The organism is Streptomyces sp. NPDC012825 (assembly GCF_042900925.1).
Taxonomy (GTDB): Bacteria; Actinomycetota; Actinomycetes; order Streptomycetales; family Streptomycetaceae; genus Streptomyces.
Genome location: NZ_JBIBBZ010000005.1, coordinates 59263 through 83527, shown reverse-complemented (window position 1 = coordinate 83527; position 24265 = coordinate 59263). Strand labels below are relative to the sequence as shown.

Annotated in this window: 21 protein-coding genes and 1 riboswitch; of the genes, 16 read left to right on the top strand and 5 right to left on the bottom strand. The window is 72.3% G+C overall.

Going from position 1 to position 24265, the window contains the following annotated elements; translation table 11 throughout:
- The first annotated feature begins 123 nt into the window (after window positions 1-123).
- Window positions 124-1566, top strand: a complete 1443-nt coding sequence (locus tag ACFY7E_RS13915; RefSeq protein WP_389484364.1) for a GuaB1 family IMP dehydrogenase-related protein — start codon at window positions 124-126, stop codon at window positions 1564-1566.
- A gap of 72 nt (window positions 1567-1638) precedes the next feature.
- On the opposite strand, the gene ACFY7E_RS13910 is transcribed toward ACFY7E_RS13915, so the two are convergent.
- Complete coding sequence (locus tag ACFY7E_RS13910) at window positions 1639-2640, bottom strand: GDSL-type esterase/lipase family protein (protein WP_389484362.1); 1002 nt, start codon at window positions 2638-2640, stop codon at window positions 1639-1641.
- A gap of 340 nt (window positions 2641-2980) precedes the next feature.
- On the opposite strand from ACFY7E_RS13910, the gene ACFY7E_RS13905 reads away from it, so the two are divergent.
- From ACFY7E_RS13905 to ACFY7E_RS13890, 4 genes are all read left to right on the top strand, one after another.
- Window positions 2981-4456, top strand: coding sequence for an amino acid permease (locus ACFY7E_RS13905; protein ID WP_389484359.1), 1476 nt, complete (start codon window positions 2981-2983; stop codon window positions 4454-4456).
- 10 nt (window positions 4457-4466) lie between these two features.
- Window positions 4467-4922 (top strand): Lrp/AsnC family transcriptional regulator, encoded by a 456-nt coding sequence (locus tag ACFY7E_RS13900; protein WP_015032260.1) that lies wholly within the window; start codon window positions 4467-4469, stop codon window positions 4920-4922.
- 238 nt (window positions 4923-5160) lie between these two features.
- A complete protein-coding gene (locus ACFY7E_RS13895; RefSeq protein ID WP_389484357.1) occupies window positions 5161-5967 on the top strand; it encodes a carbon-nitrogen hydrolase family protein in 807 nt (268 codons plus the stop codon).
- 54 nt (window positions 5968-6021) lie between these two features.
- Window positions 6022-7713, top strand: coding sequence for a flavin monoamine oxidase family protein (locus ACFY7E_RS13890; protein ID WP_389484354.1), 1692 nt, complete (start codon window positions 6022-6024; stop codon window positions 7711-7713).
- 10 nt (window positions 7714-7723) lie between these two features.
- Here ACFY7E_RS13890 and ACFY7E_RS13885 read toward each other — a convergent pair whose 3' ends face one another.
- From ACFY7E_RS13885 to ACFY7E_RS13875, 3 genes are all read right to left on the bottom strand, one after another.
- Window positions 7724-8419 carry a DUF5995 family protein gene (locus ACFY7E_RS13885; RefSeq protein ID WP_389484352.1) on the bottom strand — a complete coding sequence of 232 codons (696 nt, stop codon included), beginning with the start codon at window positions 8417-8419 and terminating at the stop codon, window positions 7724-7726.
- A gap of 73 nt (window positions 8420-8492) precedes the next feature.
- A complete protein-coding gene (locus ACFY7E_RS13880; RefSeq protein WP_389484349.1) occupies window positions 8493-9887 on the bottom strand; it encodes a uracil-xanthine permease family protein in 1395 nt (464 codons plus the stop codon).
- Window positions 9888-10009: 122 nt separating this feature from the next.
- Entirely contained in the window at window positions 10010-11233 is a 1224-nt protein-coding gene (locus tag ACFY7E_RS13875) for an MFS transporter (protein ID WP_389484346.1), read from the bottom strand.
- A gap of 159 nt (window positions 11234-11392) precedes the next feature.
- Here ACFY7E_RS13875 and ACFY7E_RS13870 point away from each other — a divergent pair, with 159 nt between their 5' ends.
- Entirely contained in the window at window positions 11393-12517 is a 1125-nt protein-coding gene (locus ACFY7E_RS13870; protein WP_389484344.1) for an ROK family transcriptional regulator, read from the top strand.
- 141 nt (window positions 12518-12658) lie between these two features.
- Here ACFY7E_RS13870 and ACFY7E_RS13865 read toward each other — a convergent pair whose 3' ends face one another.
- The gene (locus ACFY7E_RS13865) at window positions 12659-14995 is read right to left on the bottom strand and encodes a chitinase C-terminal domain-containing protein (RefSeq protein ID WP_389484341.1); all 2337 of its coding nucleotides are present in this window, start codon (window positions 14993-14995) and stop codon (window positions 12659-12661) included.
- Between the two features lie 243 nt (window positions 14996-15238).
- Window positions 15239-15368, top strand: a riboswitch (FMN riboswitch).
- A gap of 164 nt (window positions 15369-15532) precedes the next feature.
- Here ACFY7E_RS13865 and ribD point away from each other — a divergent pair.
- From ribD to ACFY7E_RS13815, 10 genes are all read left to right on the top strand, one after another.
- Window positions 15533-16612, top strand: coding sequence for a bifunctional diaminohydroxyphosphoribosylaminopyrimidine deaminase/5-amino-6-(5-phosphoribosylamino)uracil reductase RibD (gene ribD, locus ACFY7E_RS13860; RefSeq protein WP_389484339.1), 1080 nt, complete (start codon window positions 15533-15535; stop codon window positions 16610-16612).
- A 2-nt stretch (window positions 16613-16614) separates the two neighbouring features.
- Window positions 16615-17223, top strand: coding sequence for a riboflavin synthase (locus tag ACFY7E_RS13855; protein WP_389484337.1), 609 nt, complete (start codon window positions 16615-16617; stop codon window positions 17221-17223).
- Window positions 17220-17855, top strand: a complete 636-nt coding sequence (locus ACFY7E_RS13850; protein ID WP_389484335.1) for a nicotinamide riboside transporter PnuC — start codon at window positions 17220-17222, stop codon at window positions 17853-17855. Before ACFY7E_RS13855 ends, ACFY7E_RS13850 begins: the two co-directional genes overlap by 4 nt.
- Window positions 17852-19129 carry a bifunctional 3,4-dihydroxy-2-butanone-4-phosphate synthase/GTP cyclohydrolase II gene (locus ACFY7E_RS13845; RefSeq protein ID WP_389484333.1) on the top strand — a complete coding sequence of 426 codons (1278 nt, stop codon included), beginning with the start codon at window positions 17852-17854 and terminating at the stop codon, window positions 19127-19129. The genes ACFY7E_RS13850 and ACFY7E_RS13845 overlap by 4 nt, the downstream gene beginning before the upstream one ends.
- A 64-nt stretch (window positions 19130-19193) precedes the next feature.
- Window positions 19194-19679 carry a 6,7-dimethyl-8-ribityllumazine synthase gene (ribH, locus tag ACFY7E_RS13840; protein WP_388698615.1) on the top strand — a complete coding sequence of 162 codons (486 nt, stop codon included), beginning with the start codon at window positions 19194-19196 and terminating at the stop codon, window positions 19677-19679.
- 35 nt (window positions 19680-19714) lie between these two features.
- Entirely contained in the window at window positions 19715-19996 is a 282-nt protein-coding gene (locus tag ACFY7E_RS13835; protein ID WP_055644610.1) for a phosphoribosyl-ATP diphosphatase, read from the top strand.
- 50 nt (window positions 19997-20046) lie between these two features.
- Complete coding sequence (gene hisG / locus ACFY7E_RS13830; RefSeq protein ID WP_383439127.1) at window positions 20047-20895, top strand: ATP phosphoribosyltransferase; 849 nt, start codon at window positions 20047-20049, stop codon at window positions 20893-20895.
- A 73-nt stretch (window positions 20896-20968) separates the two neighbouring features.
- Entirely contained in the window at window positions 20969-21421 is a 453-nt protein-coding gene (locus ACFY7E_RS13825; protein WP_383439125.1) for a PH domain-containing protein, read from the top strand.
- A gap of 255 nt (window positions 21422-21676) precedes the next feature.
- The gene (locus ACFY7E_RS13820; protein WP_389484328.1) at window positions 21677-23059 is read left to right on the top strand and encodes a hemolysin family protein; all 1383 of its coding nucleotides are present in this window, start codon (window positions 21677-21679) and stop codon (window positions 23057-23059) included.
- On the top strand, window positions 23056-24165 hold the full coding sequence (locus tag ACFY7E_RS13815; RefSeq protein ID WP_389484325.1) for a hemolysin family protein: 1110 nt from the start codon (window positions 23056-23058) through the stop codon (window positions 24163-24165). Before ACFY7E_RS13820 ends, ACFY7E_RS13815 begins: the two co-directional genes overlap by 4 nt.
- Window positions 24166-24265 lie beyond the last annotated feature (100 nt).

Genomic DNA, 24265 nt, shown 5'->3' with positions numbered 1-24265 from the left:
GCCGCAAGCCTCGGAGGATCGGCCCGGGACTGGTATGCGTACACCCGTGGGACAATGAACTACGTGCTTTTTCCCCTGGCTGAAATGCCTAGGGGCCGATCCGAACGACTGGGATGTCAGCACGTGCGTTTCCTCAATGACGTCAAGCCGCCCTACGACCTGACGTACGACGATGTGTTCATGGTGCCGAGCCGCTCGGCCGTGGGCTCCCGCCAGGCCGTGGACCTCTCCTCGCCCGACGGCACCGGGACGACCGTCCCGCTCGTCGTGGCCAACATGACCGCCGTCGCCGGCCGCCGGATGGCCGAGACCGTCGCCCGCCGCGGCGGTCTGGTCGTCATCCCGCAGGACATCCCGATCGAGGTCGTCACCGACGTGATCTCGTGGGTGAAGAGCCGGCACCACGTCCTCGACACCCCGATCGTCCTGGAGCCGCACCAGACCGTCGCCGACGCGCTGGCCCTGCTGCCCAAGCGCGCCCACGACGCCGGTGTCGTCGTCGACGAGGAGCGGCGCCCGGTGGGCGTCGTCACCGACGCCGACCTCTCCGGGGTGGACCGCTTCACCCAGCTCTCCGAGGTCATGTCCAAGGACCTGCTCCTCCTGGACGCGGACATCGACCCGCGCGAGGCCTTCAACACCCTCGACGCCGCCAACCGCCGCTACGCCCCCGCCGTCGACGCGGAGGGCAGGCTGGTCGGCATCCTGACCCGCAAGGGCGCCCTGCGCGCGACCCTCTACAGCCCGGCCGTCGACGAGAACGGCCGGCTGCGCGTCGCCGCCGCCGTCGGCATCAACGGCGACGTGGCGGGCAAGGCCAAGCTGCTCCTCGACGCGGGCGTCGACACGCTCGTCATCGACACCGCGCACGGCCACCAGGAGTCGATGATCTCCGCCATCCGGACCGTCCGGGCGCTCGACCCGCGGGTCCCGATCGTCGCGGGCAACATCGTCGCCGCCGAGGGCGTCAAGGACCTCATCGAGGCGGGCGCGGACATCATCAAGGTCGGCGTCGGCCCCGGCGCCATGTGCACCACCCGCATGATGACCGGCGTCGGCCGCCCGCAGTTCTCGGCCGTCCTGGAGTGCGCCGCCGAGGCGAAGAAGTACGGCAAGCACGTCTGGGCCGACGGTGGCGTCCGGCACCCGCGCGACGTCGCCATGGCGCTCGCCGCCGGCGCCTCCAACGTGATGATCGGCTCCTGGTTCGCCGGCACGTACGAGTCGCCGGGCGACCTCCACCAGGACGCCCAGGGGCGCTCCTACAAGGAGTCCTTCGGCATGGCCTCGGCCCGCGCCGTCAAGAACCGCACCTCCGACGAGTCCTCCTACGACCGCGCCCGCAAGGCGCTGTTCGAGGAGGGCATCTCCACCTCCCGCATGTTCCTCGACCCGCAGCGTCCGGGCGTCGAGGACCTGATCGACTCGATCATCGCGGGCGTCCGCTCCTCCTGCACCTACGCCGGTGCCGGCTCGCTCGCCGAGTTCGAGGAGAAGGCCGTGGTCGGCGTCCAGTCCGCCGCCGGCTACGCCGAGGGCAAGCCGCTGCACGCCAGCTGGAGCTAGTCCGCACGGACACGCGAAGGCCGTGGGCCCCGGGCATCGCTCCCGGGGCCCACGGCCGTCTCGTACGTGCGCTCATGCCGGGGCCGGGACGCCCGGGACCCCGCTCAGCACCTCCGCCACCGCCGCCGCGATCCGGGCGTGCCCCCGGTCGTTCGGGTGCAGGCCGTCCGCCAGGTGCTCCGGGCCGAGCAGCGGGCCGCCGGACAGGACGATCAGGTGTCCGTCGCCCTCGGCCGCCAGGTCCCGGCCCGCCCGCTCCATCGCCCGGCGCAGCTCCGTGAGGGTCGCGCCGAGGGCGTTGCGGGTGTGCTCGGCCTCCGGGCGCAGGACGGGCGAGACGATCAGCAGCGGGGTCCCGGGGTGGCCCGTGCGGACGAGGCCGACGAAGGCCCGCACCGTCTCGTACAGCCAGTCGGCCGTCGCGGGCGCCTTGGACCAGCAGTTGGTGCCGAAGGCCAGGGTGATCAGTTCGCCCGGGAGCCGCGCCAGGTGCTCGGCGAGCGGCAGTTCGCCGCGCGCCGCGCCCGCGTACCCCAGGTTGACCGGGTCGAGGCCCAGGAGGCGGCCCGCCGTGGCGGGCCAGGAGCGGGCCGGGCGGGTCGACCACCAGCCCTCGGTGATGGAGTCGCCGTGGACGAGCCAGCGGGGCCGGGCCGGGGCGGGGGAGAGGGCGCCGCCGACGGCCCGCAGGCCCAGCGGCACGGGCGCCTGGCCCTCCGGCAGGTACACGCTGAAGCTCCCGCCGCCCGGGGGCAGCGGAAGCTTCACGACGGCCTCGGCGGCCGGCCCCACACAGGTCTCCCCGACGAACCGCGCCCCGCTCCACAGGGCGAAGCAGTGGCGCAGGTCCCGCAGCGGGTCGTCCGCGTCCGGCACGGCCGCCCGGTAGCGCAGCTCCACCGCGCGCGTGCCGGGCGCCGCCGTGAACTCGATCCGCACCCCGATGGGGAGCTCGGCCCGCGCCGCCACGTCCCACGGCAGCCGCGCCAGATCGTCCGGATCGGCCCGTACGGGCCGCTTCCCGTCCAGCCAGGCCGTACCGCGCAGGAACGGTTCCGGGTCGAGCCAGTCCACCGGGTCTCCGATCGTCGGGCCGCAGGGCCTCGCGGAGCGGGTCGTCCGGCACGAGGAGCCCATGCGTGCGTGGATCGCTGCATGCCCCCGATGTACTGATTCATGCGGGGGAGCGCAATGTTTCCCCCGTCCGTGCCGTAAGTGCGCAATGATCATCCGTCATTGCGCAACAACCCTGCATTACGAGTGCGAACCCCTTCCGCTTAGGCTCGTGCCTCGTACCAGGAGTGGCGGCGACCGTCTGCTCGGCGGTTCCGTCCCCCGTGGGCCTGCTCCGGCATGCCCGCGCACCGCCGCGGTCCCCGCTCCGCCCCACAGGCAGCGATAAGGAGCCTCCGCAGTGCTGGACCACGGCGCAGCCCCACCGGTCGACGACACGACCGCCCCCAAGCCCTCCGCTCTCCGTGCCCTCGGCCGCCGAAAGCCGGTGGAAGCCCTGGTCGCGGAGGGTGGGCAGGGCGAGGGCGGCACCCTCCGCCGCTCCCTCTCGATGTGGCAGCTGACCATGATCAGCATCGGCGCCACGCTCGGCACGGGCATCTTCGTCGTCCTCGGCGACGCCGTCCCGGAGGCCGGCCCCGCGGTCACCCTGGCCTTCGTCATCGCCGGCCTCGCGGCCCTCTTCTCCGCCCTCTCGTACGCCGAGCTGGCCGGCTCCATACCGGTCGCGGGCTCCTCGTACTCGTACGCGTACGCAACGATGGGCGAACTCGTCGCCTGGGTCTGCGGCTGGTGCCTGGTCCTGGAGTACGGCGTCTCGGTCGCCGCCGTGGCCGTCGGCTGGGGCGAGTACCTCAACGAGCTGCTCGACGGCACGATCGGCGTCACCCTCCCCGCGGCGGTCTCCTCCGCCCCCGGCGAGGGCGGCTTCATCAACCTGCCGGGTCTGATCGTCGTCCTGCTCGCGATGGTCTTCCTGCTCGGCGGCGCCCGCGAGTCCGCCGTCGTCAACACGATCATGGTCTTCGTGAAGATCGCCGCGCTCGTGCTCTTCTGCGCCATCGGCTTCATGGGCTTCAAGTCCGGCAACTACGCCGACTTCATGCCGCTCGGCATGGCCGGCGTCGGCGCCGCCGGGGCCACCCTCTTCTTCTCGTACATCGGCTTCGACGCCGCCTCCACCGCCGGTGAGGAGGCGAAGAACCCGAAGCGCGACCTCCCCCGCGCGATCATGCTCTCGCTGCTCATCGTCACCGTCCTCTACGTCCTGGTCGCGGCCGTCGCGGTCGGCGCGTGGAACTGGAAGGACTTCGACGGCTCCGAGGCCACGCTCGCCGCGATCATGAACGACGTCAGCGGCCAGAAGTTCTGGGGCACCCTGCTCGCCGCCGGCGCCGTCATCTCGATCGCCAGCGTCGTGCTCACCGTGCTCTACGGCCAGACCCGGGTGCTCTTCGCGATGTCCCGCGACGGCCTCGTGCCCAAGGTCTTCGGCAAGGTCAACGCCAAGACCGGCACTCCCCGCGTCAACACCGTCATCGTGTCGCTGTTCTGCGGCGCCCTCGCCTCCGTCATCCCGCTGGGCAAGCTCGTCGACGCCACCAGCATCGGCACCCTGTTCGCCTTCGGTCTGGTCAACATCGCGGTGATCGTGCTCCGCAAGACCCGCCCGACGATGGACCGCACCTTCCGCGTGTCGCTCGGCTGGACCTTCCCGATCCTCGGCTTCGTGGCCTGTGCGTACCTCATGTACAACCTGGACGCGATCACCTGGGCCGTCTTCGGTTGCTGGATGGCCGCCGGGCTCGTGTTCTACTTCCTGTACGGCATGCGCCGCTCCCGTCTGGCCACCGCAGTGCCCTCAGCAGAGAAGTGATCCACCCGTAGTGCGACTCAACGACCTCGACGAACGCATCGTCCACGCCCTCGCGGAGGACGCCCGCCGCTCGTACGCCGACATCGGCTCGCTCGTGGGGCTCTCCGCGCCCGCCGTGAAGCGGCGCGTGGACCGGCTCCGGGCCGAGGGCGCCATCACCGGCTTCACCGTACGGGTGGACCCGGCGGCGCTCGGCTGGGAGACCGAGGGGTTCGTCGAGATCTACTGCCGCCACAACACCTCGCCGGACGACATCCGGCGGGGTCTGGAGCGGTATCCCGAGGTGGTGTCCGCGTCGACCGTCACCGGTGACGCGGACGCCGTCGTCCAGGTCTTCGCCTCGGACATGCGCCACTTCGAGCGCGTCCTGGAGCGGATCGCGGGCGAGCCCTTCGTGGAGCGCACCAAGTCCGTCCTGGTGCTCTCGCCGCTGCTGCGGCGCTTCTCCTCCGGCTCGCCCGCGTAGGACCCGCTCGCCCGGAGCCCACCTGCCCGGAGTCCGTCCGCCCGGGACCGCCCGTCCGCCCCGTGAGGGACTTGTACGCCCCCGGCCGGAGCCGTACGCAACGAATCGCCGTCCGGTACGAGGATCGCGCAACGGTTCGGCGGTCGGTCCGCAACGCTCCCGCCTTGTCCCGGCCGAGTCCGGAACCGTACCGTTTTTGACGTCTTCCCCCTGTACTCCGGACCCCCCGAGGATCGCCATGCCCGCGCTGCGCACCGCCCTGCTCCAGAGCTCCGGTGAGCTCGGTGACGTGGCCGCCAACCTCAAGATCCTCGACGAGGCCGCCGCCCGCGCCGCCGCCGCCGGGGCGGGCCTGCTGCTCGCCCCCGAGCTGTTCCTCACCGGCTACGCCATCGGCGCCGACATGGCCCGTCTGGCCGAACCGGCCGACGGCCCCTCCGCCCGCGCCGTCGCGGCCGTCGCCGTGCGCCACGGCCTGGCCGTCGGCTACGGCTACCCGGAGCGCAACACCGAGGAGCACGGCGTCCTCCACAACTCCGTGCGGCTCATCGGCGCCGACGCCGTCCCGCTCGCGAACTACCGCAAGACGCACCTCTACGGCGCCTTCGAGAACCAGTGGTTCACGCCCGGCGACGACGGCGTCGTCCAGGCCGAGGTCGGCGGCCTCACCGTCGGCCTGATGATCTGCTACGACGTCGAGTTCCCCGAGAACGTACGGGCGCAGGCCCTGGCCGGCACGGACCTCCTCCTCGTACCGACCGCGCTCATGCACCCCGCCGAGGTCGTCGCCGAGTCCGTCGTCCCCGTGCGCGCCTTCGAGAACCAGCTCTACATCGCGTACGCCAACCGGACCGGGCCCGAGGGCGACTTCGAGTTCGTCGGCCTCTCCGTGCTCTCCGGTCCCGACGGCACCGCCCGGGCCCGCGCCGGACGCGGTGAGGACCTGGTCGTCGGCGACGTCGACCCCGCCTTCCTGGCGGCCTCCCGCGAGCTGAACCCCTACCTCCGCGACCGGCGCCCGGACCTCTACGGCCCCCTGGTCTGAGCCCCCTCCCCCCCGCCTCACCCTTCTTCATCCCGTGCAAGGAGTCCGTACCCCATGACGTCCACGGTGCCCAACGCCGTCCAGCACACCGACGCGCAGCCGCCGATCACCATGTTCGGTCCGGACTTCCCGTACGCCTACGACGACTTCCTGGCCCACCCGGCCGGGCTCGGCCAGATACCGGCGACCGAGCACGGCACCGAGGTCGCGGTCATCGGCGGCGGCCTGTCCGGGATCATCGCCGCGTACGAGCTGATGAAGATGGGCCTCAAGCCCGTCGTCTACGAGGCCGACAAGATCGGCGGACGGCTGCGGACCGTCGGCTTCGAGGGCTGCGACGACTCGCTGACCGCCGAGATGGGCGCCATGCGCTTCCCGCCCTCCTCGACCGCGCTCCAGCACTACATCGACCTGGTCGGCCTGGAGACCACGCCCTTCCCGAACCCGCTCTCCCCGGCCACCCCCTCGACCGTGGTCGACCTCAAGGGCGAGTCGCACTACGCCGAGACCATCGACGACCTGCCGCAGGTCTACCGCGACGTCGCCGCCGCCTGGGGCAAGTGCCTGGAGGAGGGCGCCGACTTCTCCGACATGAACACCGCGATGCGCGAGCGGGACGTCCCGCGCATCCGCGAGATCTGGGCGCAGCTCGTCGAGAAGCTCGACAACCAGACCTTCTACGGCTTCCTCTGCGAGTCCGAGGCCTTCAAGTCCTTCCGGCACCGCGAGATCTTCGGCCAGGTCGGCTTCGGCACCGGCGGCTGGGACACCGACTTCCCCAACTCCATCCTGGAGATCCTCCGCGTCGTCTACACCGAGGCCGACGACCACCACCGCGGCATCGTGGGCGGCTCGCAGCAGCTGCCGCTGCGCCTGTGGGAGCGCGAGCCGGAGAAGATCGTCCACTGGGCGCAGGGCACCTCGCTCGGCTCCCTGCACGGCGGCGACCCGAAGCCGGCCGTGACCCGGCTGAACCGGACCGCCGGCAACCGGATCACGGTCACCGACGCCTCCGGCGACATCCGCACGTACCGGGCGGCGGTCTTCACCGCCCAGTCCTGGATGCTGCTCTCCAAGATCGCCTGCGACGACTCGCTCTTCCCGATCGACCACTGGACGGCGATCGAGCGCACCCACTACATGGAGTCCAGCAAGCTTTTCGTGCCCGTGGACCGGCCGTTCTGGCTGGACAAGGACGAGGAGACCGGCCGTGACGTCATGTCGATGACGCTCACCGACCGGATGACCCGCGGCACCTACCTCCTGGACGACGGCCCGGACAGGCCGGCCACGATCTGCCTCTCGTACACCTGGTGCGACGACAGCCTCAAGTGGCTGCCGCTGTCCGCGAACGAGCGGATGGAGGTCATGCTGAAGTCGCTCGGCGAGATCTACCCGAAGGTCGACATCCGGAAGCACATCATCGGCAACCCGGTGACGGTCTCCTGGGAGAACGAGCCCTACTTCATGGGCGCCTTCAAGGCCAACCTGCCGGGCCACTACCGCTACCAGCGGCGCCTGTTCACGCACTTCATGCAGGACCGGCTGCCCGAGGACAAGCGGGGCATCTTCCTCGCCGGCGACGACATCTCCTGGACGGCCGGCTGGGCCGAGGGCGCGGTGCAGACGGCGCTCAACGCGGTCTGGGGCGTGATGCACCACCTCGGCGGCTCCACCGACGCCACCAACCCGGGTCCGGGCGACGTGTACGACGAGATCGCCCCGGTCGAGCTGCCGGAGGACTGAGCCGTACGGTTCAGGGCCCGGCCAGGGGCGTGAGCAGCATCCGCCCCACCAGGCCCACCGACCGGTCGAGACGCTCGGTGAACTCCCCGGCCAGCTCGGGGAGGCCGCGCAGCTGCCAGAGCGAGCGCGCCGCCAGCCAGGCGCCGTCCCTGGCCCGGTCCAGGCTCCAGCAGCCGAGCAGATGGGTGAGCGGGTCCGCGAGCTCCAGGAGGTCCGGGCCCGGCATCAGCTCCTCCCGGATGCGCTCCTCCAGGAGGACCAGGACGTCCCCGACCCGGTCGAACTCGTCCTCCAGGTCGGCGGGCGCGCACTCCAGGTCCCCGCAGGCGTCCACGACGGCGAGCGCCAGGTCGTGACCGATGTGGGCGTTGATCCCGGCGAGCGCGAACTGGAGCGGGCGTACGCCGGGATGCCGCCGGTAGTGGAAGAGGGGCCGCCAGCAGGCGGGCGCCGGGCCCCCGGTGGCCAGGGCGTCGACCGCCGCGAGGTACCGCTCGGCGAACCGCACGTCGAGCGTGGCGGCGGCCCGCCGGTCCTCGAAGGCGCCCGCCGCGAGGGCGTGGCCGATCTCCTCCGTGACGGTCAGATAGACCCGGTTGAAGACGGCGACCCCGTCGGCCGGGTGCCAGGCCGAGCGGAGCGCCCGCATCCGGTCCACCACGGGGTCGACGGCGACGAAGGGTCCGAGCTGCTGGGTCTGCGCCATGGGGGCAGGCTCCCAGCCGCCGGGCCCGCGGGGGAGCCTTCCGGGCCCGGCTTCCCCAGAACGGGCGAATCCCTCAGCTCTTCGCCCCGCCGTCGGCTCCGCTCTCGTACGAGCTGGTGCCGGAGTCCAGGAGCGGTTCCTGCTCCTTGAGGTGGGCCGGGGCGAAGGCCCGCAGCACGTGGTAGCCGGTGATGACGACGATCGTGCCGAGCGCGATGCCGCCCAGCTCGAAGGTGTCGGTGAAGGTCAGCTTCACCCCGCCGACGCCGATGATGATGCCGGCGGCGGCCGGGACCAGGTTGAGCGGGTTGCGCAGGTCGACCCCGGCGTTGATCCAGATCTGGGCGCCGAGCAGGCCGATCATGCCGTACAGGATGACGGTGATGCCGCCGAGGACGCCGCCGGGGATGGCGGCGACGACCGCGCCGAACTTCGGGCAGAGACCGAAGAGCAGCGCGAAGCCGGCCGCGGCCCAGTAGGCGGCGGTCGAGTAGACGCGGGTGGCGGCCATGACGCCGATGTTCTCGGAGTACGTGGTGTTCGGCGGGCCGCCCACGGCGGTCGACAGCATCGAGGCGGCGCCGTCGGCGGCGATGGCGGTGCCGAGTTTGTCGTCGAGGTTGTCCCCGGTCATCTCGCCGACGGCCTTGACGTGTCCGGCGTTCTCGGCGATCAGGGCGATGACCACGGGCAGCGCGACCAGGATCGCGGACCACTCGAAGCCGGGACCGTGGAAGGAGGGCAGGCCGATCCAGTCGGCCTTCGAGACGCCGGAGAGGTCGAGCCGCCAGTGGTCGGCGACCTGCCCGGACGGGGACATCGAGTGGATCTTCCCGAAGGTCAGATCGAGCACCCAGGACAGCGCGTAGCCGAAGACCAGGCCGAGGAAGATCGCGATCCGGGACCAGAAACCGCGCAGGCAGACCACGGCCAGACCGGTGAACAGCATCACCAGGAGCGCCGTCCACTGGTCCTGCGGCCAGTACGTGGCCGCGGTGACCGGGGCCAGGTTGAAGCCGATCAGCATGACGACGGCGCCGGTCACGACCGGGGGCATCGCCGCGTGGATGATCCGCGCGCCGAACCTCCGCACCGCGAGACCCGCCAGGAAGAGCACGGCGCCGACGACCAGGACCGCGCCGGTCACGGTGGCGCTGGTGCCGCCGGAGGCCCGGATGGCGGCGGCGACGCCGACGAAGGAGAGCGAGCAGCCCAGATAGGACGGGACCGTGCCCCGGGTCGCCAGGAGGAAGATCGCGGTCGCGACGCCGGACATCATGATCGCGAGGTTCGGGTCCAGGCCCATGAGGACCGGGGCCACGAAGGACGCGCCGAACATCGCGACCACGTGCTGGGCGCCGAGTCCGACGGTCCGGGGCCAGGAGAGCCGCTCGTCCGGGCGGACGACGGCCCCCGGAGCGGGTGTTCTCCCGTCCCCGTGCAGGGTCCAGCGCACGCCGAGGTTCATGAGGTCGCTCCCGTTCTCCGGTTCCGGCGGTCGCGTCGGGACCGCAGAAGATCAGCCACATGGTATGCGCGGCCACCGGCCGGGGACGCCCGGGAGGACGGCGCCCCGGCCGGTGGCCGGCGTTACGCGGCCGGGCCCCCGCTCCTGGCGGGGACACCGTCCGCCGGAGACGCCCCCGGGGCCTTCGCGTCGGCGCTCCGGAGCACGCCCGCGCCCACCACCAGACCGAACGCGAGCAGGGTGACCAGGCCGAAGGAGAAGACGAGGGAGGTCGCGTCGGCGATGCCGCCGATCGCGGAGGGGGCGATCAGGCCCGAGGTGTACGTGATGGTGGCGACGCCCGCGATGGCCTGGCTGGGGTTCGGGCCGCTGCGCCCGGCCGCCGCGAAGGCGAGCGGGACGACGACCGCGACCCCGAGCCCGATGAGACCGAATCCGGCCAGGGCGACGGCCGCGTGCGGGGCGAGGACGACCAGGAGGCCGCCGAGGGTGGCGACGACGCCCCCGACCCGTACCGTACGGACCGCGCCGAAGCGGTCCACCACCCGGTCGCCGACCAGCCGCGCCACGGCCATCGTCAGGGCGAAGGCGGTCGTCGAGGCGGCCGCGAGCCCGGCCGAGGTGCCCAGCTCGTCGCGCAGGTAGACGGCCGACCAGTCGAGGCTGGCACCCTCCGCGAACACCCCGCAGAAGCCGATGGCGCCGATGACGAGCGCGGACTTCGGCGGCAGCGAGAAGCGCGGCGGCGCCTCCTCCTCCGGGGTGCTGCGCACGTCGAGGACGCCCTGGCAGAAGACCAGGCCGAGCGCCGTGAGGACCAGGGCCGCGACCAGGTGGTGCAGCCGGGCGTCGGCGCCGAGGTGGGCGGCGACCGTGCCGGCGGCGGAGCCGATCAGGGCGCCCACGCTCCACATGCCGTGCAGGCTCGACATGATGGAGCGGCCGAGCCGGGTCTCGGTCTCGACGCCCAGGGCGTTCATCGCCACGTCGGACATGCCGGCGGTCGCGCCGTACACGAAGAGCGCGCCGCACAGGCCCCAGACGTTCGGGGCGAGTGAGGGCAGGATCAGGGACAGCGTCCACAGGACGAGCAGGCCGCGCAGCGCGGTGCGGGCGCCGAAGCGGTGGGAGATCGCCCCGGCCAGCGGCATCGCGAGCGAGGCGCCGAGCGCGGGGAAGGCGAGCGCGAGCCCGAGCTGCCCCGCGCTGACGCCCGCGTGCTCCTGGATCCAGGGGATGCGGGTGGCGAAGCTGCCGGTCACCGCGCCGTGGACGCAGAAGACGGCGGCGACGGCGAAGCGCGCCCGCCGCAGGCGTTCGGTGCTGGTGACGGTCTCCGCCGCCATGGGGCCTCCCCGGTGTGTGCCGTGTCGGTGTCGGTAGCTGTGTCTGTGTCTGTGTCTGTGTCTGTGTCGTGGTGCGTCGCGTAAACTATCAGGAACCCTGCCTGATAAATAGTCCGCAGGGACGGGCCCCGTCCCGGGAACGTCTGAGAGGATCGCCGCATGGCCGCATCCCCGAGCACCGCACGGGCCATCAACGACCGGCTCGCCCTGCGACTGCTCCAGGACGAGGGCCCGTTGACGGCCGCTCAGCTCAAGACGCTCACCGGGCTCTCCCGCCCGACCGTCGCCGACCTCGTCGAGCGGCTCCGGGGCTCCGGACTCGTCCACGTGGTCGGCGAGGCCGGGGCCGAGCGCCGGGGCCCCAACGCCAGGCTGTACGGGATCGTCGCGGGCCGCGCCCACCTCGCCGCCCTCGACGTGCGGACCCGCTCGGTCTCCGTCTCCGTCGCCGACCTGCTCGGCACCACCCTCGTCGAGGCCTCCGCGCCCGTCGGCGACGACGGCGGCACCGGACCGGCCGTGGAGAAGGCCGTCACCCTCCTGGAGCGGACCGTGAAGGAGGCCGGCGTCGACGCGCCGCACAGCGTCGCGGTCGGCGCCCCCGGGCTCATCGAACCGGTCACCGGCGAACTCCGCGACTCCACGGGACTGCCCGCCTGGCACCGGCGGCTCGTCGCCGTCCTCCAGGAACGGCTTCCCGCGCGCGTGCTCGTCGAGAACGAGACCAACCTCGCCGCCCTCGCGGAGCTGCGCGAGGGCGCGGCCCGCGACCGAGAGGACTTCGTCCTGCTCTGGCTCGGCCAGGGCGTGGGCGCCGCCGTCGTCCTCGACGGACGGCTGCGCCGGGGGGCCTCGGGCGGCGCGGGCGAGATCGGCTTCCTGCCGGTGCCGGGCACCACCGGGCTCCCCTCGGCCACCGGCTGCGACGGCGGCTTCCACGAACTGGCCTGCACCGCCGCCGTCGAGGCGCTCGCCCGGGAGCACGGCCTGGACCCGGAGGACGCGCTCGCCTCCGGCCACGAACCCTTCCTGGACGCCCTCGCCCGTCGCCTCGCCGTCGGCGCGGCGGCCGTGGTCTCGGTCCTCGACCCCGGCTGCGTGGTCCTGGGCGGCGAGACCGGCCACAGCGGCGGCGCGGTCCTGGCGGCCCGGGTGGAGGCGGAGCTCGCCGCCCTCTCGCCGCTGCGCACCGAGGTCCGGGCCACCGCCCTCGGCGACGCGGCCGTCCTGCGCGGCGCCCTCCTCACGGCCCGGGACGCGGCCCAGGAGGACCTGTTCCCGTAGGGGGAGTCCCGGAGGAGGCTCCGCGTCCTTCCGGGAAACGCCTCCGCGCCGCGCCCCGGACAGGGAAGCGCGGCGCGGAGGGTGCCCGGCGGCGGCAAGGGCCGTGATTCTCCGCCGCCGGGGGCCTTCAGGGGCCGGGGATCAGCAGGTGCCGAGGTCCTTCCAGACGCCCCACTCGCCGGTCGTGCCCGGCTCCTGGTTCTGGGTCCACCACTGGGCCTTCCACTTGTGGCCCTTGTGGGAGACCTCGTTGCCCGCGTTGTAGACCGTCCCCGCCACGTACGCCGGGACGGTGCAGCCGACGGGCGGCTCCGTCGTCGGCGGGGTGGTCGGAGGCGTGGTGGGCGGGGTGGTGCCGGAGCCCGGCTCCACGACCGTCGTGCCGCGCGCCAGGTCACCGGCGAGGGCGTACGTCGTGCCGTTGATGTTCACCGTCCAGTTGGAGGGGGTGGACACCGGCAGGTAGTAGTTGAACGACAGGTCGACCGTCGCGCCCGGGGCCAGCGACTGCCAGGCCGGCAGCTTCAGCGAGACGCGGTGGAAGTCGCCCTTCAGCCCGCCCACGTTGGAGCCGGTGTGGTCGCTGCTGATGACCTTCGTGCCGAAGCCGGACTGGTCGGAGGCGTTGCTCGGCGCCGAGGTGCCGTAGTCGAACTGGAACTCGGTGCCGCCCGGCAGGGTGGTGTTGGTCCGGTTCGTGATCTTGACCTTGGGCGTGATCGGGTAGTTGGAGTCGCCGAGCTTGAACTCGGTGAACGCCGTCTCGATGTTCACGGCCTGGGTCGGCAGCGCCTTGTTGGACTTCTTCGCGCCGTACGGGGTGGCCGACTTGAACTTGTCGTACATCAGCGAGGTGAGCGTGGAGCCCATCTCGTACTGGCCCTTGGTGGCGTTCCAGGCGTAGTCGCCGGCCATCTCCCAGACCATGGTGCCGCCGATGCCCTTGTTCACCACGTAGTCGGCCTTGGCGGCCACCGACTGCTCGTCCTCGGTGGAGAGGAAGACCTTCTTCTGCGCGTTCCACAGCCACGGCGCGACCAGGGTCGAGTCGTACTTGCGGACGTAGGTGCCGGTCAGCGTGGTGTTCGCGGGGAAGCCGTACTTCGTGACGTAGTCGCCGACGATCCCCTTCTCCAGGTTCTTGGCGTGCCACATCGGGTTGGAGCCGGCGGGCGACTCCTTGCCCGCGGTGTCCTTGTCGTGCCAGAGGTTGTCGATGCCCTCGGCGCCGTCGCCGCACTTGGTCAGGCCGGCGCCGGCCGGGCAGGTGGCCGCGGTGGCCTTGCCCCAGAGGCCGTCGGTGCCGCCCTGCACGTTCTTGTGGCCGCGGGTGTAGTAGGGCAGGCCGATGTTGATGCGGCCGGCCGGCATCGAGCCGCGGAAGTAGTGGTACGCCCAGTCGGTGTTGAGGTAACCGATGTTGCCGTACTGCGCCGAGCCGTAGACGTTGGCGGCGGCGAGCTCGCCGTCCTTGCCGTCGTCGAAGAGGGAGGCGTTCGGGCCGACGTACTCGTTCCAGGCGCCGTGCAGGTCGTACGACATGATGTTGACGTAGTCCAGGTACTTCTGGACCTGGAAGGTCTCCATGCCGCGCAGCAGGTAGCCGGAGGAGGGGGCGGCGACGGTCAGCAGGTAGTGCTTGCCGTCGGCGGCGCCGGCCGTGTCCAGCTTCTCGCGCAGGGACTTCATGAGGGCCGCGTAGCCCTGCACGAGACCGGCGCGGCGCGCGTTGGCGAGCTGCCAGTCGAGCGGGTTGCCCGCGTCCTTCATCGTGGTCGGGTACTCGTAGTCGATGTCGACGCCGTTGAACCCGTACTTCCGGATGAAGTCGACGGCCGAGGTCGCGAAGGTGTTGATCCCGGCCTGGTTGACCGAACCGTCGGCGTTGGTGGCCATCGAGTAGAAGCCGCCGGAGTTCACCCGGTCGCCGTTGTCCGCGAAGTAGCCGCCGGTCTCCGCCCAGCCGCCGACCGAGATCAGCGTCTTGACGTTCGGGTGCTGCTTCTTGAACTTGTTGAGCAGGTTGAAGTGGCCCTTGTAGGCGAAACCGGGGTCCATCTCGGCCCCGGCGACGCCGGGCCAGGTCATCCCGGTGGCCGCGTTGTTCGGACCGTCCGTGCCCACGGAGAGCTTGTTGGCCCCGTCGACGTGCCCGAAGGCGTAGTTGATGTGGGTGACCTTCTCCCACGGGACGTCCTTGGCGAGGTACGACGGCTCGCCGTTCTTGCCGGTGCGCCAGCCCGTGAAGTAGCCGATGACCCGGCGCTGGTGGTCCGCGCCCATCTTCTCGCGGCCCTCGGCGTCGTAGACCGAGCAGTACGGGACGTCGACGCCGGGCGTCTTGTAGAGGCCGTCGGGGCGACAGGACTCGTTGTCGGCCGCGTACGAGACGCCGCCGGAGAGCGAGCTGAGCAGCAGTCCGGCGACGGCCGCGCCGGACGCGAGCAGCGAGGCTCTCTTCGTCGTGGGGGACAACACGATCGGTTCCTCCTGGGGAGGTGATGGAGCACAACGAACAAGGGGGTGGGTCGTGTTGGGTCCGTGGCGTGCGCACCCCGACGGACCGTTACCTCGAAGGTGACACGGAGATTAAGAGGACTAGACCAGTGCGTCAATAGGTCTGGACCAAAGAAGGGGAATGTGGGATCCTGTGAGCCAGCCCACAGGCTCGTGGCCGCACCGCCGTTCACCGGCCGTGGCACACTGGCCCTGTATCAGCAGCAGCGCACTCCGGGGTCGGTGTAATTCCGAACCGGCGGTATAGTCCGCGACCCGTCCGCAGCCAGCGGCCGGTTGACCAGGTGAGATTCCTGGACCGACGGTGAAAGTCCGGATGGGAGGCAGTGCGCGGCGGGTGACCCCTCTCCGGAGGTGTGCCGGCCGTACGTCCGCCGTTCGCCGGGTTTCCGGCGGACCGGACCTTCGGCCTCGGCGTACCCCGTGCGAGGCGTCCTTCCCGCTCCCTGTCGCCGCGACAGACCCCGGAGTCCGTGCCCGAAGAGGCAGGAGGACCCGGTGGACCGGCAGGCCGACACCACCGCCATGCGACGCGCCGTCGAGCTCGCCGCCCGCGCGCTCGGCGCCACCAGCCCCAACCCCGTCGTCGGGTGCGTCGTCACGGACGCCTCCGGCCACCAGGTCGGAGAGGGCTACCACCGGCGCGCCGGCGGCCCGCACGCCGAGGTCCACGCCCTGCGCGAGGCCGGTGTCCTCGCCCGCGGCGGCACCGCCTACGTCACCCTCGAACCCTGCGACCACACCGGCCGCACCGGACCCTGCTCCCAGGCCCTGATCGAGGCCGGGATCAGCCGCGTCGTCTACGCGGTCGGCGACCCGAACCCGCAGGCCACGGGTGGTGCCGACACCCTGCGCGGCGCCGGCGTCGAGGTCGAGCGGGGACTCCTGGAGGCCGAGGCCGAGGCCGTCAACATCGCCTGGCTCACCTCCGTGCGCCGCGGCCGCCCCTTCGTCCGCTGGAAGTACGCCGCCACCCTCGACGGCCGGACCGCCGCCGCCGACGGCACCTCCCGCTGGATCACCTCCCCCGAGGCCCGCGCCGACGTCCACCGGCTGCGCGCCGAGGCCGACGCCGTCCTGGTCGGCGGCGGGACGCTGCGCGCGGACGACCCGCACCTCGCCGTCCGGGGGATCGAGGACGCGACCCAGCCGCTGCGGGTCGTCCTCGACACCCGCGCCGGGATCCCGCCCACCGCCCGCGTCCTCGACGACGCCGCGCCCACCCTGGTCGTCGTCGGCGAGGACGCCGACACCCGGCACCTGCCCGACGCCGAACCGCTCCGGCTGCCCCTGCGCGACGGCCGGATCGGCGTGCACGACCTGCTCGACGCGCTCCACGCCCGGGGCGTGCGCTCGGTCCTCCTCGAAGGCGGCCCCACCCTCGCGGGCTCCTTCGTCGCCGTCGGCGCCGTCGACCAGGTCGTCGGCTACCTCGCCCCCGTCCTCCTCGGCGACGGCCCGCAGGCCCTCGCCGGGGCGGGAATCGGCACCATCGCCGAAGCGTTGCGGCTCGACATCACCGAGACCGTCCGCATCGGACCCGACCTCCGCATCACCGCCACCCTCAAGGGAGCCTGACCGTGTTCACCGGAATCGTCGAAGAACTGGGCGAGGTCGTCGCCGTCGAGCTGCTGGAGGACGCCTCCCGCTTCCGACTGCGCGGCCCCCTGGTCACGGAAGGCGCCCAGCACGGCGACTCCATCGCCGTCAACGGTGTCTGTCTCACGGTCGTCGAGCACGGCGACGGCGAGTTCACCGCCGACGTCATGGCCGAGACCCTCAAGCGGTCCAGCCTCGGCGCCCTCGGCGTCGGCTCCCGCGTCAACCTGGAACGGCCCATGGCCGTCGGCGGCCGCCTCGGCGGCCACATCGTCCAGGGCCACGTCGACGGCACCGGCACCGTCCTCGACCGCACCCCGTCCGAGCACTGGGAACTGGTCAGGATCGGCCTCCCCGCCCACCTCGCCCGGTACGTCGTCGAGAAGGGCTCCATCACGGTCGACGGCGTCAGCCTCACCGTCGTCGAGGTCGGCGACGACTGGTTCACCGTCAGCCTCATCCCCACGACCCTCGGCCTGACCACGCTCGGCGTCAAGAAGGGCGGCGACCCGGTCAACCTGGAAGTGGACGTCATCGCCAAGTACGTCGAGCGGCTGCTCGGCCCGAACACCGGGGAGAACGTCAAGTGAACTGGCTGAACTCCGAGGCGTTCACCGTCCTCGGCCAGCGCATCATCTGGGCCGACATGATCGGCAACGTCTTCGGGCTCGCCGCCCTCGCGCTCGGCTGGCGCCGCTCCGTCTGGACCTGGCCCGTGCAGTTCCTCGCCGGCCTGATCCTCTTCGGCGCCTTCTACGGCCACCTCACCGGCAGCGCGGGCAAGCAGGTCGTCGTCGTGCTCGTCGCGATCTACGGCTGGTGGCGGTGGCAGCGCGGCAAGGACCAGGGAGCCGACGGCCACATCACCGTGCGCTTCGCCACCTGGCGCGAGCGCGGCGCCATGATCGCCGCGGCCGCCGCCGGCACCGTCGCCGTCGCCCTGTTCTTCGAGGCCTTCCCGAAGCTGTCCTGGGACCCCTGGCCGGACGCGTACATCTTCGTCGGCACGGTCGTCGCCATGTACGCCCAGGCCCGGGGCATGGTCGAGTTCTGGTTCGCCTGGCTCCTCGTCGACCTGGTCGGCGTCCCGCTGAACTTCGCCAACGGCTACGCCTTCTCCGGCTTCGTCTACGTCATCTACGGCGCGCTCGTCCTGTGGGGCATGCGCGACTGGTGGCTCCGCTCCCGCACCGCCCCCGCTCTGGAAGGAGCCCGCGCATGAGTCCGCTCCCTCCCTGGGACGCCGCCGACCTCGCCCTCGACCCGGTCGAGCAGGCCGTCCGGGACATCGCCGCCGGCCGCCCCGTCGTCGTCGTCGACGACGAGGACCGCGAGAACGAGGGCGACCTCGTCATCGCCGCCGAGAAGGCCACCCCCGAGATCGTCGCCTTCATGATGAGCGAGTGCCGCGGCCTGATCTGCGCCCCCATGGAGGAAGAGGAGCTGGAGCGCCTCGAACTCCCGCAGATGGTCGACCACAACACCGAGTCGATGCGCACGGCCTTCACCGTCTCCGTCGACGCCTCCGCCGCCCACGGCGTCACCACCGGCATCTCCGCCGCCGACCGCGCCACCACCCTGCGGATGCTGGCGGGCGGACGCCACGAGCCCTCCGACTTCGTCCGCCCCGGCCACGTCTTCCCGCTGCGCGCCAAGCCCGGCGGCGTCCTCGTCCGCAACGGGCACACCGAGGCCGCCGTCGACCTCGCCCGCCTCGCGGGCCTGCGCCCGGCCGGCGCCATCGTCGAGATCGCGGGCGAGGACGGCGTCATGCTGCGCCTGCCCGAGCTGGTCCCCTTCGCCCGCAAGCACGGCCTCACGATCATCTCCATCGAGGACCTGATCGCCTACCGCCGCTCCGCCGAACCGACCGTCCGCCGCGAGGCCGAGGTCAGCCTCCCCACCGCGCACGGCGACTTCACCGCGTACGGCTACCGCTCCACCGTCGACGGCGTCGAGCACGTCGCCCTCGTCCACGGCGAGATCGGCGACGGCGAGGGCGTCCTCGTCCGGGTCCACTCCGAGTGCCTGACCGGCGACGTCTTCCACTCGCTGCGCTGCGACTGCGGCCCCCAGCTCCAGGCCTCCATGGACCGGATCACCGAGGCCGGCCGGGGCGTCGTGGTCTACCTGCGCGGCCACGAGGGCCGCGGCATCGGCCTGCTGTCCAAGCTGCGCGCGTACGAGCTCCAGGAGCGCGGCCGCGACACCCTCGACGCCAACCTGGAGCTCGGGCTGCCCGCCGACGCCCGCGACTACGCGGCCGGCGCGCAGGTCCTCGTCGACCTCGGCGTCCGCAGCCTGCGCCTGATGACCAACAACCCCGACAAGGTCGACGCCCTCACCCGGTACGGCCTCGTCGTCGAGGGCCGCGAGCCCATGCCGGTCCAGGCCGGCGAGCACAACCTCCGCTACCTGCGCACCAAGCGGGACCGGATGGGCCACGACCTGCCCTGGCTGGACGGTTCCCCCGCCCCCACCTGCGGCAACCAGTAACCCCGTACGCAATCACCGGCACCACCGGCACACCGGCACCACCGGCACATCGGCAAGGAGAAACATGAGCGGCAAGGGCGCACCCGTCCTCAGCGTCAAGAACTGCGGCGACCTCCGCGTCGCGGTCGTCGCGGCACAGTGGCACGAGAAGATCATGGACGGCCTCGTCGACGGCGCCCTGCGCGCCCTGAGCGAGCTCGGCATCGACGAGCCGACCCTGCTGCGCGTCCCCGGCAGCTTCGAGCTCCCGGTCGTGGCGAAGGTCCTCGCCGGGCGCGGCTACGATGCCGTCGTGGCGCTCGGCGTCGTCATCCGCGGCGGAACGCCGCACTTCGAGTACGTGTGCCAGGGCGTCACCCACGGCCTCACCCAGGTCTCGATCGACACCGGCGTACCCGTCGGATTCGGCGTCCTCACCGTCGACAACGAGGAGCAGGCGCTCGACCGGGCCGGCCTGGAGGGCTCCTCCGAGGACAAGGGCCACGAGGCCGTCACCGCCGCCGTCGCCACCGCCACCACACTGCGCACGGTCAGCGAACCCTGGCGCTGAGTGGCGTATTCGCACCCCGTATTCTTAGGACCATCATGGCGAACGGAACCCGTAAAAGCTTCGAAGAGCTCTTCGCCGAGCTCAAGCTCAAGGCCGAGACCGGCGACCCGGCCACCTCCCGCACCGCGGAACTGGTGGACAAGGGCGTCCATGCCATCGGCAAGAAGGTCGTCGAGGAGGCCGCCGAGGTCTGGATGGCCGCCGAGTACGAGGGCAAGGAAGCCGCCGCCGAGGAGATCTCGCAGCTGCTGTACCACGTCCAGGTGATGATGGTCGCCCGCGGGATCTCGCTCGACGACGTCTACGCCCACCTCTGAGCCGCACCCGCCCCCCGCACCACAACTCCCCAGGCAAAGGAAGCCGTCCCATGCTGCGCATCGCCGTCCCCAACAAGGGTTCCCTCTCCGGACCTGCGTCGGCCATGCTCCATGAGGCCGGCTACCGCCAGCGCAAGGAGTCCAAGGAACTGGTGGTCATCGACCCCGGCAACGAGGTCGAGTTCTTCTACCTGCGCCCGAAGGACATCGCGATCTACGTCGCCTCCGGGAAGCTGGACATCGGCATCACCGGCCGCGACCTGCTCCTGGACTCCGGCGCCAGCGCCGAGGAGATCCTCGCGCTGAACTTCGGCCGCTCCACCTTCCGGTACGCCACCCGGCCGGGCACCGCCGAGGGCCCCGAGGACTTCGGCGGCATGACGATCGCCACCTCCTACGAGGGCATCGTCGCCAAGCACCTCGCCGACCAGGGAATCGACGCCTCCGTCGTGCACCTGGACGGCGCGGTCGAGACCGCGATCCAGCTCGGCGTCGCCCAGGTCATCGCGGACGTCGTGGAGACCGGCACCAGCCTGCGCAACGCCGGCCTGGAGGTCATCGGCGAGCCGATCCTCACCTCCGAGGCCGTCGTCGTCCGCCGCCAGGGCGCCACCGACGACCACCCGCAGGTCCAGCAGTTCCTCCGCCGCCTCCAGGGCGTCCTCGTCGCCCGCTCGTACGTGATGATGGACTACGACTGCCGCGCCGAGCACCTGGAGCAGGCCGTCGCCCTCACCCCCGGCCTGGAGTCGCCCACCGTCTCCCCGCTGCACAACGAGGGCTGGGTCGCCGTCCGCGCGATGGTCCCCGCCAAGGACGCGCAGCGGATCATGGACGACCTGTACGAGCTGGGCGCCCGCGCCATCCTCACCACCGCGATCCACGCCTGCCGCCTCTGACGGCCGGACGGCGCACCTCCCACCAGGCACCACCAGGGTGTCACCAGGCACCACCAGGCACCGAGGAACCCGCATGTCCGAGCCCACGACGCCCGCCCTCCCGGTCACCTTCCGCCCCGGCCGCACCCGGGCCGTCCTGCTGACCGTGGGGGTCGTGATGTTCGCCACCGTCACCCTGGTGGCGATGATGCTGGAGCGGCTCGGACCGGGGGAGCGCGCCAGCTTCGTCTTCACGGCCGCGCTCTTCCTCGGGGTCCTCGTCCTGCTGAGCCGTCCCAAGGTGGTCGCCGACGACGAGGGCGTCACGGTCGTCAACATCACCCGGACCCGCCGGCTCGCCTGGGCGGAGATCCTCCGCGTCAACCTCCGCTCCGGCGACCCGTGGGTCTTCCTGGACCTGAGCGACGGCACCAGCCTGCCCGTACTCGGCATCCAGCCCGGCATCGCCAGGGAGGCGGCCGTCCGGGACGCCCGCGCCCTGCGGGCCCTGGCCGAGAGCCGGGGGACGGGCGCGGAGGGGGCCTGACCCCCAGGGGTCCGCATCGGGCGGGGCGTCCGGGAGGACCCCGGTCCGTCCCCCATCCGGAGCCGACCCCCTGCCCCTCGGGCCGTCGGCGTGACTACTCTGGAGGCGGTGGTGCCCGGCGCACCACCGCCTCGCGTGTGCAGGGCCGCCGCAGCGGCCCGCGAGGCCACCCCTTCGACCCGAGGAGTGACTCCCTCCAGCAATGGACGGATCGTCCGGTAGTACCCGCGCCGCCCCCTCCCAGGAGGCGGCGGCATGATCGTCTCCCTTCTGCTGCTCGCCGCGGCCTTCTTCCTGATCCTCGCCAACGGCTTCTTCGTGGCCGCCGAGTTCGGGCTCGTGACCGTCGAGCGCGCCGAGGCCGAACGGGCCGCGGCCACCGGCGACCGGCGCGCCCGCGCCGTCGTCACCGCGCTGCGCGAGCTGTCCTTCCAGCTCTCCGGCACCCAGCTCGGCATCACCCTCACCTCGCTCGTCGTCGGCATGCTCGCCGAGCCCGCGCTCGCCGGGCTGCTGCACGGGCCGCTCACCGCGACCGGACTGCCCGAAGGGGCCGTCTCCGGGGTGTCGGTGGTGATCGGGATGCTGCTCGCCTCCGCCGTCCAGATGGTCGTCGGCGAGCTCGTGCCCAAGAACTGGGCGGTCTCCCGGCCGCTCCAGGTGGCCCGCTTCGTCGCCACCCCGCAGCGCCGCTTCTCCGCCCTCTTCCGGCCGGTGATCGCCCTGCTCAACCGGGTCGCCAACCGGCTCGTCCGGCTCCTGGGCGTCGAGCCCACCGAGGAGCTGGACTCGGTCCGCACCCCCGGTGAGCTGGTCTCCCTGGCCCGGCACTCGGCCCTGGCCGGCGCCCTCGAACAGGACACCGCCGACCTCTTCGTACGGACCCTGTCCCTCGGCGGCCTCACCGCCGAGCAGGTCATGACCCCGCGCGTGAAGGTCAGCGCCCTCCAGTGGGACGCCACCGCGGCCGACGTCCTCAACCTCACCCGGGCCACCGGCCTCTCGCGCTTCCCGGTCTACCGCGACCGGATCGACGAGATCGTCGGCATGGTCCACCTCAAGGACGCGCTCGCCGTCGCCCCGCAGGCCCGGCTGCGCACCTCCGTCGGCCGGATCGCGGTCCCGCCGCTCCTCGTCCCCGAGTCGCTGCCCGCCCAGACCCTCCTGGAGCGGCTGCGCCGGGAGCAGCCGATCGCGGTGGTCGTCGACGAGTACGGCGGCACCGCCGGCGTCGTCACCCTGGAGGACATCGTGGAGGAACTCGTCGGCGAGGTCCGCGACGAGCACGACACGGCGGCCGACGGACGGCCCGAGCTGGTCGCCGTCCCCGCCGAGGACGGCCGCCCCGCCTGGGAGGCCGACGGCTCCTGCCGGGTCCACACCCTGCGCCGGATGGGCCTCGACGTGCCCGACGGGCCGTACGAGACCGTCGCCGGGCTCGTCGCCGACCTCCTCGGACGCATCCCCACCGCCGGGGACCGGGTCGAACTGCCCGGCTGGCACCTCTCGGTCCGCCGGGTCGACCGCTACCGCGCCGAATCCGTCCGGATCGTCCGTACGGACGCGGTGCCGGGCCCGGTGACGGTGCCGGTGTCGACGCCCTCCACCGGTCCGCTGGTCGCGGAGGGCGCCCGATGAGCACCCTCCAACTCCTCCTCGCCCTCCTCCTGGTCCTCGCCAACGGCTTCTTCGTCGGGGCCGAGTTCGCGCTCGTCTCCGTCCGGCGCAGCCAGATCGAGCCGCTCGGCGGGGCCCGGGCCAAGCAGGTCCTGTACGGCCTGGAGAACCTGCCGCGGATGATGGCGGCCGCGCAGTTCGGCATCACGATCTGCTCGCTGACGCTCGGCGCCGTCGCCGAGCCGACCGTGGCCCGGCTCCTCGAACCGGTCTTCCACGCGGTCGGGGTCCCCGAGGGGCTGATCCATCCGCTCGGCTACGTCATCGCCCTCGCCGCCGTCGTCTTCCTCCACCTCGTCATCGGCGAGATGGTGCCGAAGAACCTGGCGATGGCCGCGCCCGAACGGACCGCGCTGTGGCTGGCCCCGGCCCTCGTCGGCTTCGCCCGGCTCTGCCGTCCCGTGACGACCGCGCTGGGCGCCTGCGCCCGGCTGGTCCTGCGGGCGTTCGGGGTCGAGCCGAAGGACGAGGTGGAGGCCGTCTTCACCAGTTCCCAGCTGGGCCGGCTCGTCGAGGACGCCGGACAGGCCGGTCTGCTCGACCCGGCCGAGCAGGAGCGCCTGGAGGACGCCCTCGAACTGGGCTCCCGCCCGGTGACGGACGTCCTCATCGCCTCCGCCACCCTGGTCACGGTCCCGCCGTCCGTCACCCCGCGCGAGATCGAGGAGCTGACCGTGCGGACCGGGTACTCGCGCTTCCCGGTCCGCGCCGAGACGGGCGCCGCCTTCATGGGCTTCGTCCACGTGAAGGACGTCCTCGACCTGGACGAGCGGGAGCGCGCGGTGCCGCAGCGGCTGTGGCGGCCGATGGCGACGCTCCGGGCGGAGCTGCCGCTCGACGACGCCCTCACCGTGATGCGCCGCGCCGCGACCCATCTGGCGCAGGTCGCGGACGGCTCGGGACGGGTCCTCGGACTCGTCGCCCTGGAGGACGTCCTGGAGATGCTGGTGGGCGAGGTCCGCGACCCCGCCCACCGGGTGCGCCCCCGGACCGCCACGGTCACGATCCCGGTCACGGCTCCGGTGCCGGGCGCGCCCTCGTCCCCGGCTCCCGCGCGGAGCCGGTAGCCCGGCTAGGGCGTGTGTCGAAAGTCCCGCCTGCCCGGCGGCGCCCGGCACGCACGCTCGCCGCGTTGTCGGGATCGCCCCGATACGACCAGTATCGGGG

Excerpts from the sequence above, each read along its gene's own strand:
- ACFY7E_RS13845 (WP_389484333.1), top strand. The coding sequence starts at position 17,852 with ATGAGTCCGCTCCCTCCCTGGGACGCCGCCGACCTCGCCCTCGACCCG.
- ACFY7E_RS13870 (WP_389484344.1), top strand. The coding sequence starts at position 11,393 with ATGGCCGCATCCCCGAGCACCGCACGGGCCATCAACGACCGGCTCGCC.
- ACFY7E_RS13895 (WP_389484357.1), top strand. The coding sequence starts at position 5,161 with ATGCCCGCGCTGCGCACCGCCCTGCTCCAGAGCTCCGGTGAGCTCGGT.
- ribH (WP_388698615.1), top strand. The coding sequence starts at position 19,194 with ATGAGCGGCAAGGGCGCACCCGTCCTCAGCGTCAAGAACTGCGGCGAC.
- ACFY7E_RS13815 (WP_389484325.1), top strand. The coding sequence starts at position 23,056 with ATGAGCACCCTCCAACTCCTCCTCGCCCTCCTCCTGGTCCTCGCCAAC.
- ACFY7E_RS13820 (WP_389484328.1), top strand. The coding sequence starts at position 21,677 with ATGATCGTCTCCCTTCTGCTGCTCGCCGCGGCCTTCTTCCTGATCCTC.
- ACFY7E_RS13890 (WP_389484354.1), top strand. The coding sequence starts at position 6,022 with ATGACGTCCACGGTGCCCAACGCCGTCCAGCACACCGACGCGCAGCCG.
- ACFY7E_RS13835 (WP_055644610.1), top strand. The coding sequence starts at position 19,715 with ATGGCGAACGGAACCCGTAAAAGCTTCGAAGAGCTCTTCGCCGAGCTC.
- ACFY7E_RS13880 (WP_389484349.1), bottom strand. The coding sequence starts at position 9,887 with ATGAACCTCGGCGTGCGCTGGACCCTGCACGGGGACGGGAGAACACCC.
- ACFY7E_RS13875 (WP_389484346.1), bottom strand. The coding sequence starts at position 11,233 with ATGGCGGCGGAGACCGTCACCAGCACCGAACGCCTGCGGCGGGCGCGC.
- hisG (WP_383439127.1), top strand. The coding sequence starts at position 20,047 with ATGCTGCGCATCGCCGTCCCCAACAAGGGTTCCCTCTCCGGACCTGCG.
- ACFY7E_RS13825 (WP_383439125.1), top strand. The coding sequence starts at position 20,969 with ATGTCCGAGCCCACGACGCCCGCCCTCCCGGTCACCTTCCGCCCCGGC.
- ACFY7E_RS13885 (WP_389484352.1), bottom strand. The coding sequence starts at position 8,419 with ATGGCGCAGACCCAGCAGCTCGGACCCTTCGTCGCCGTCGACCCCGTG.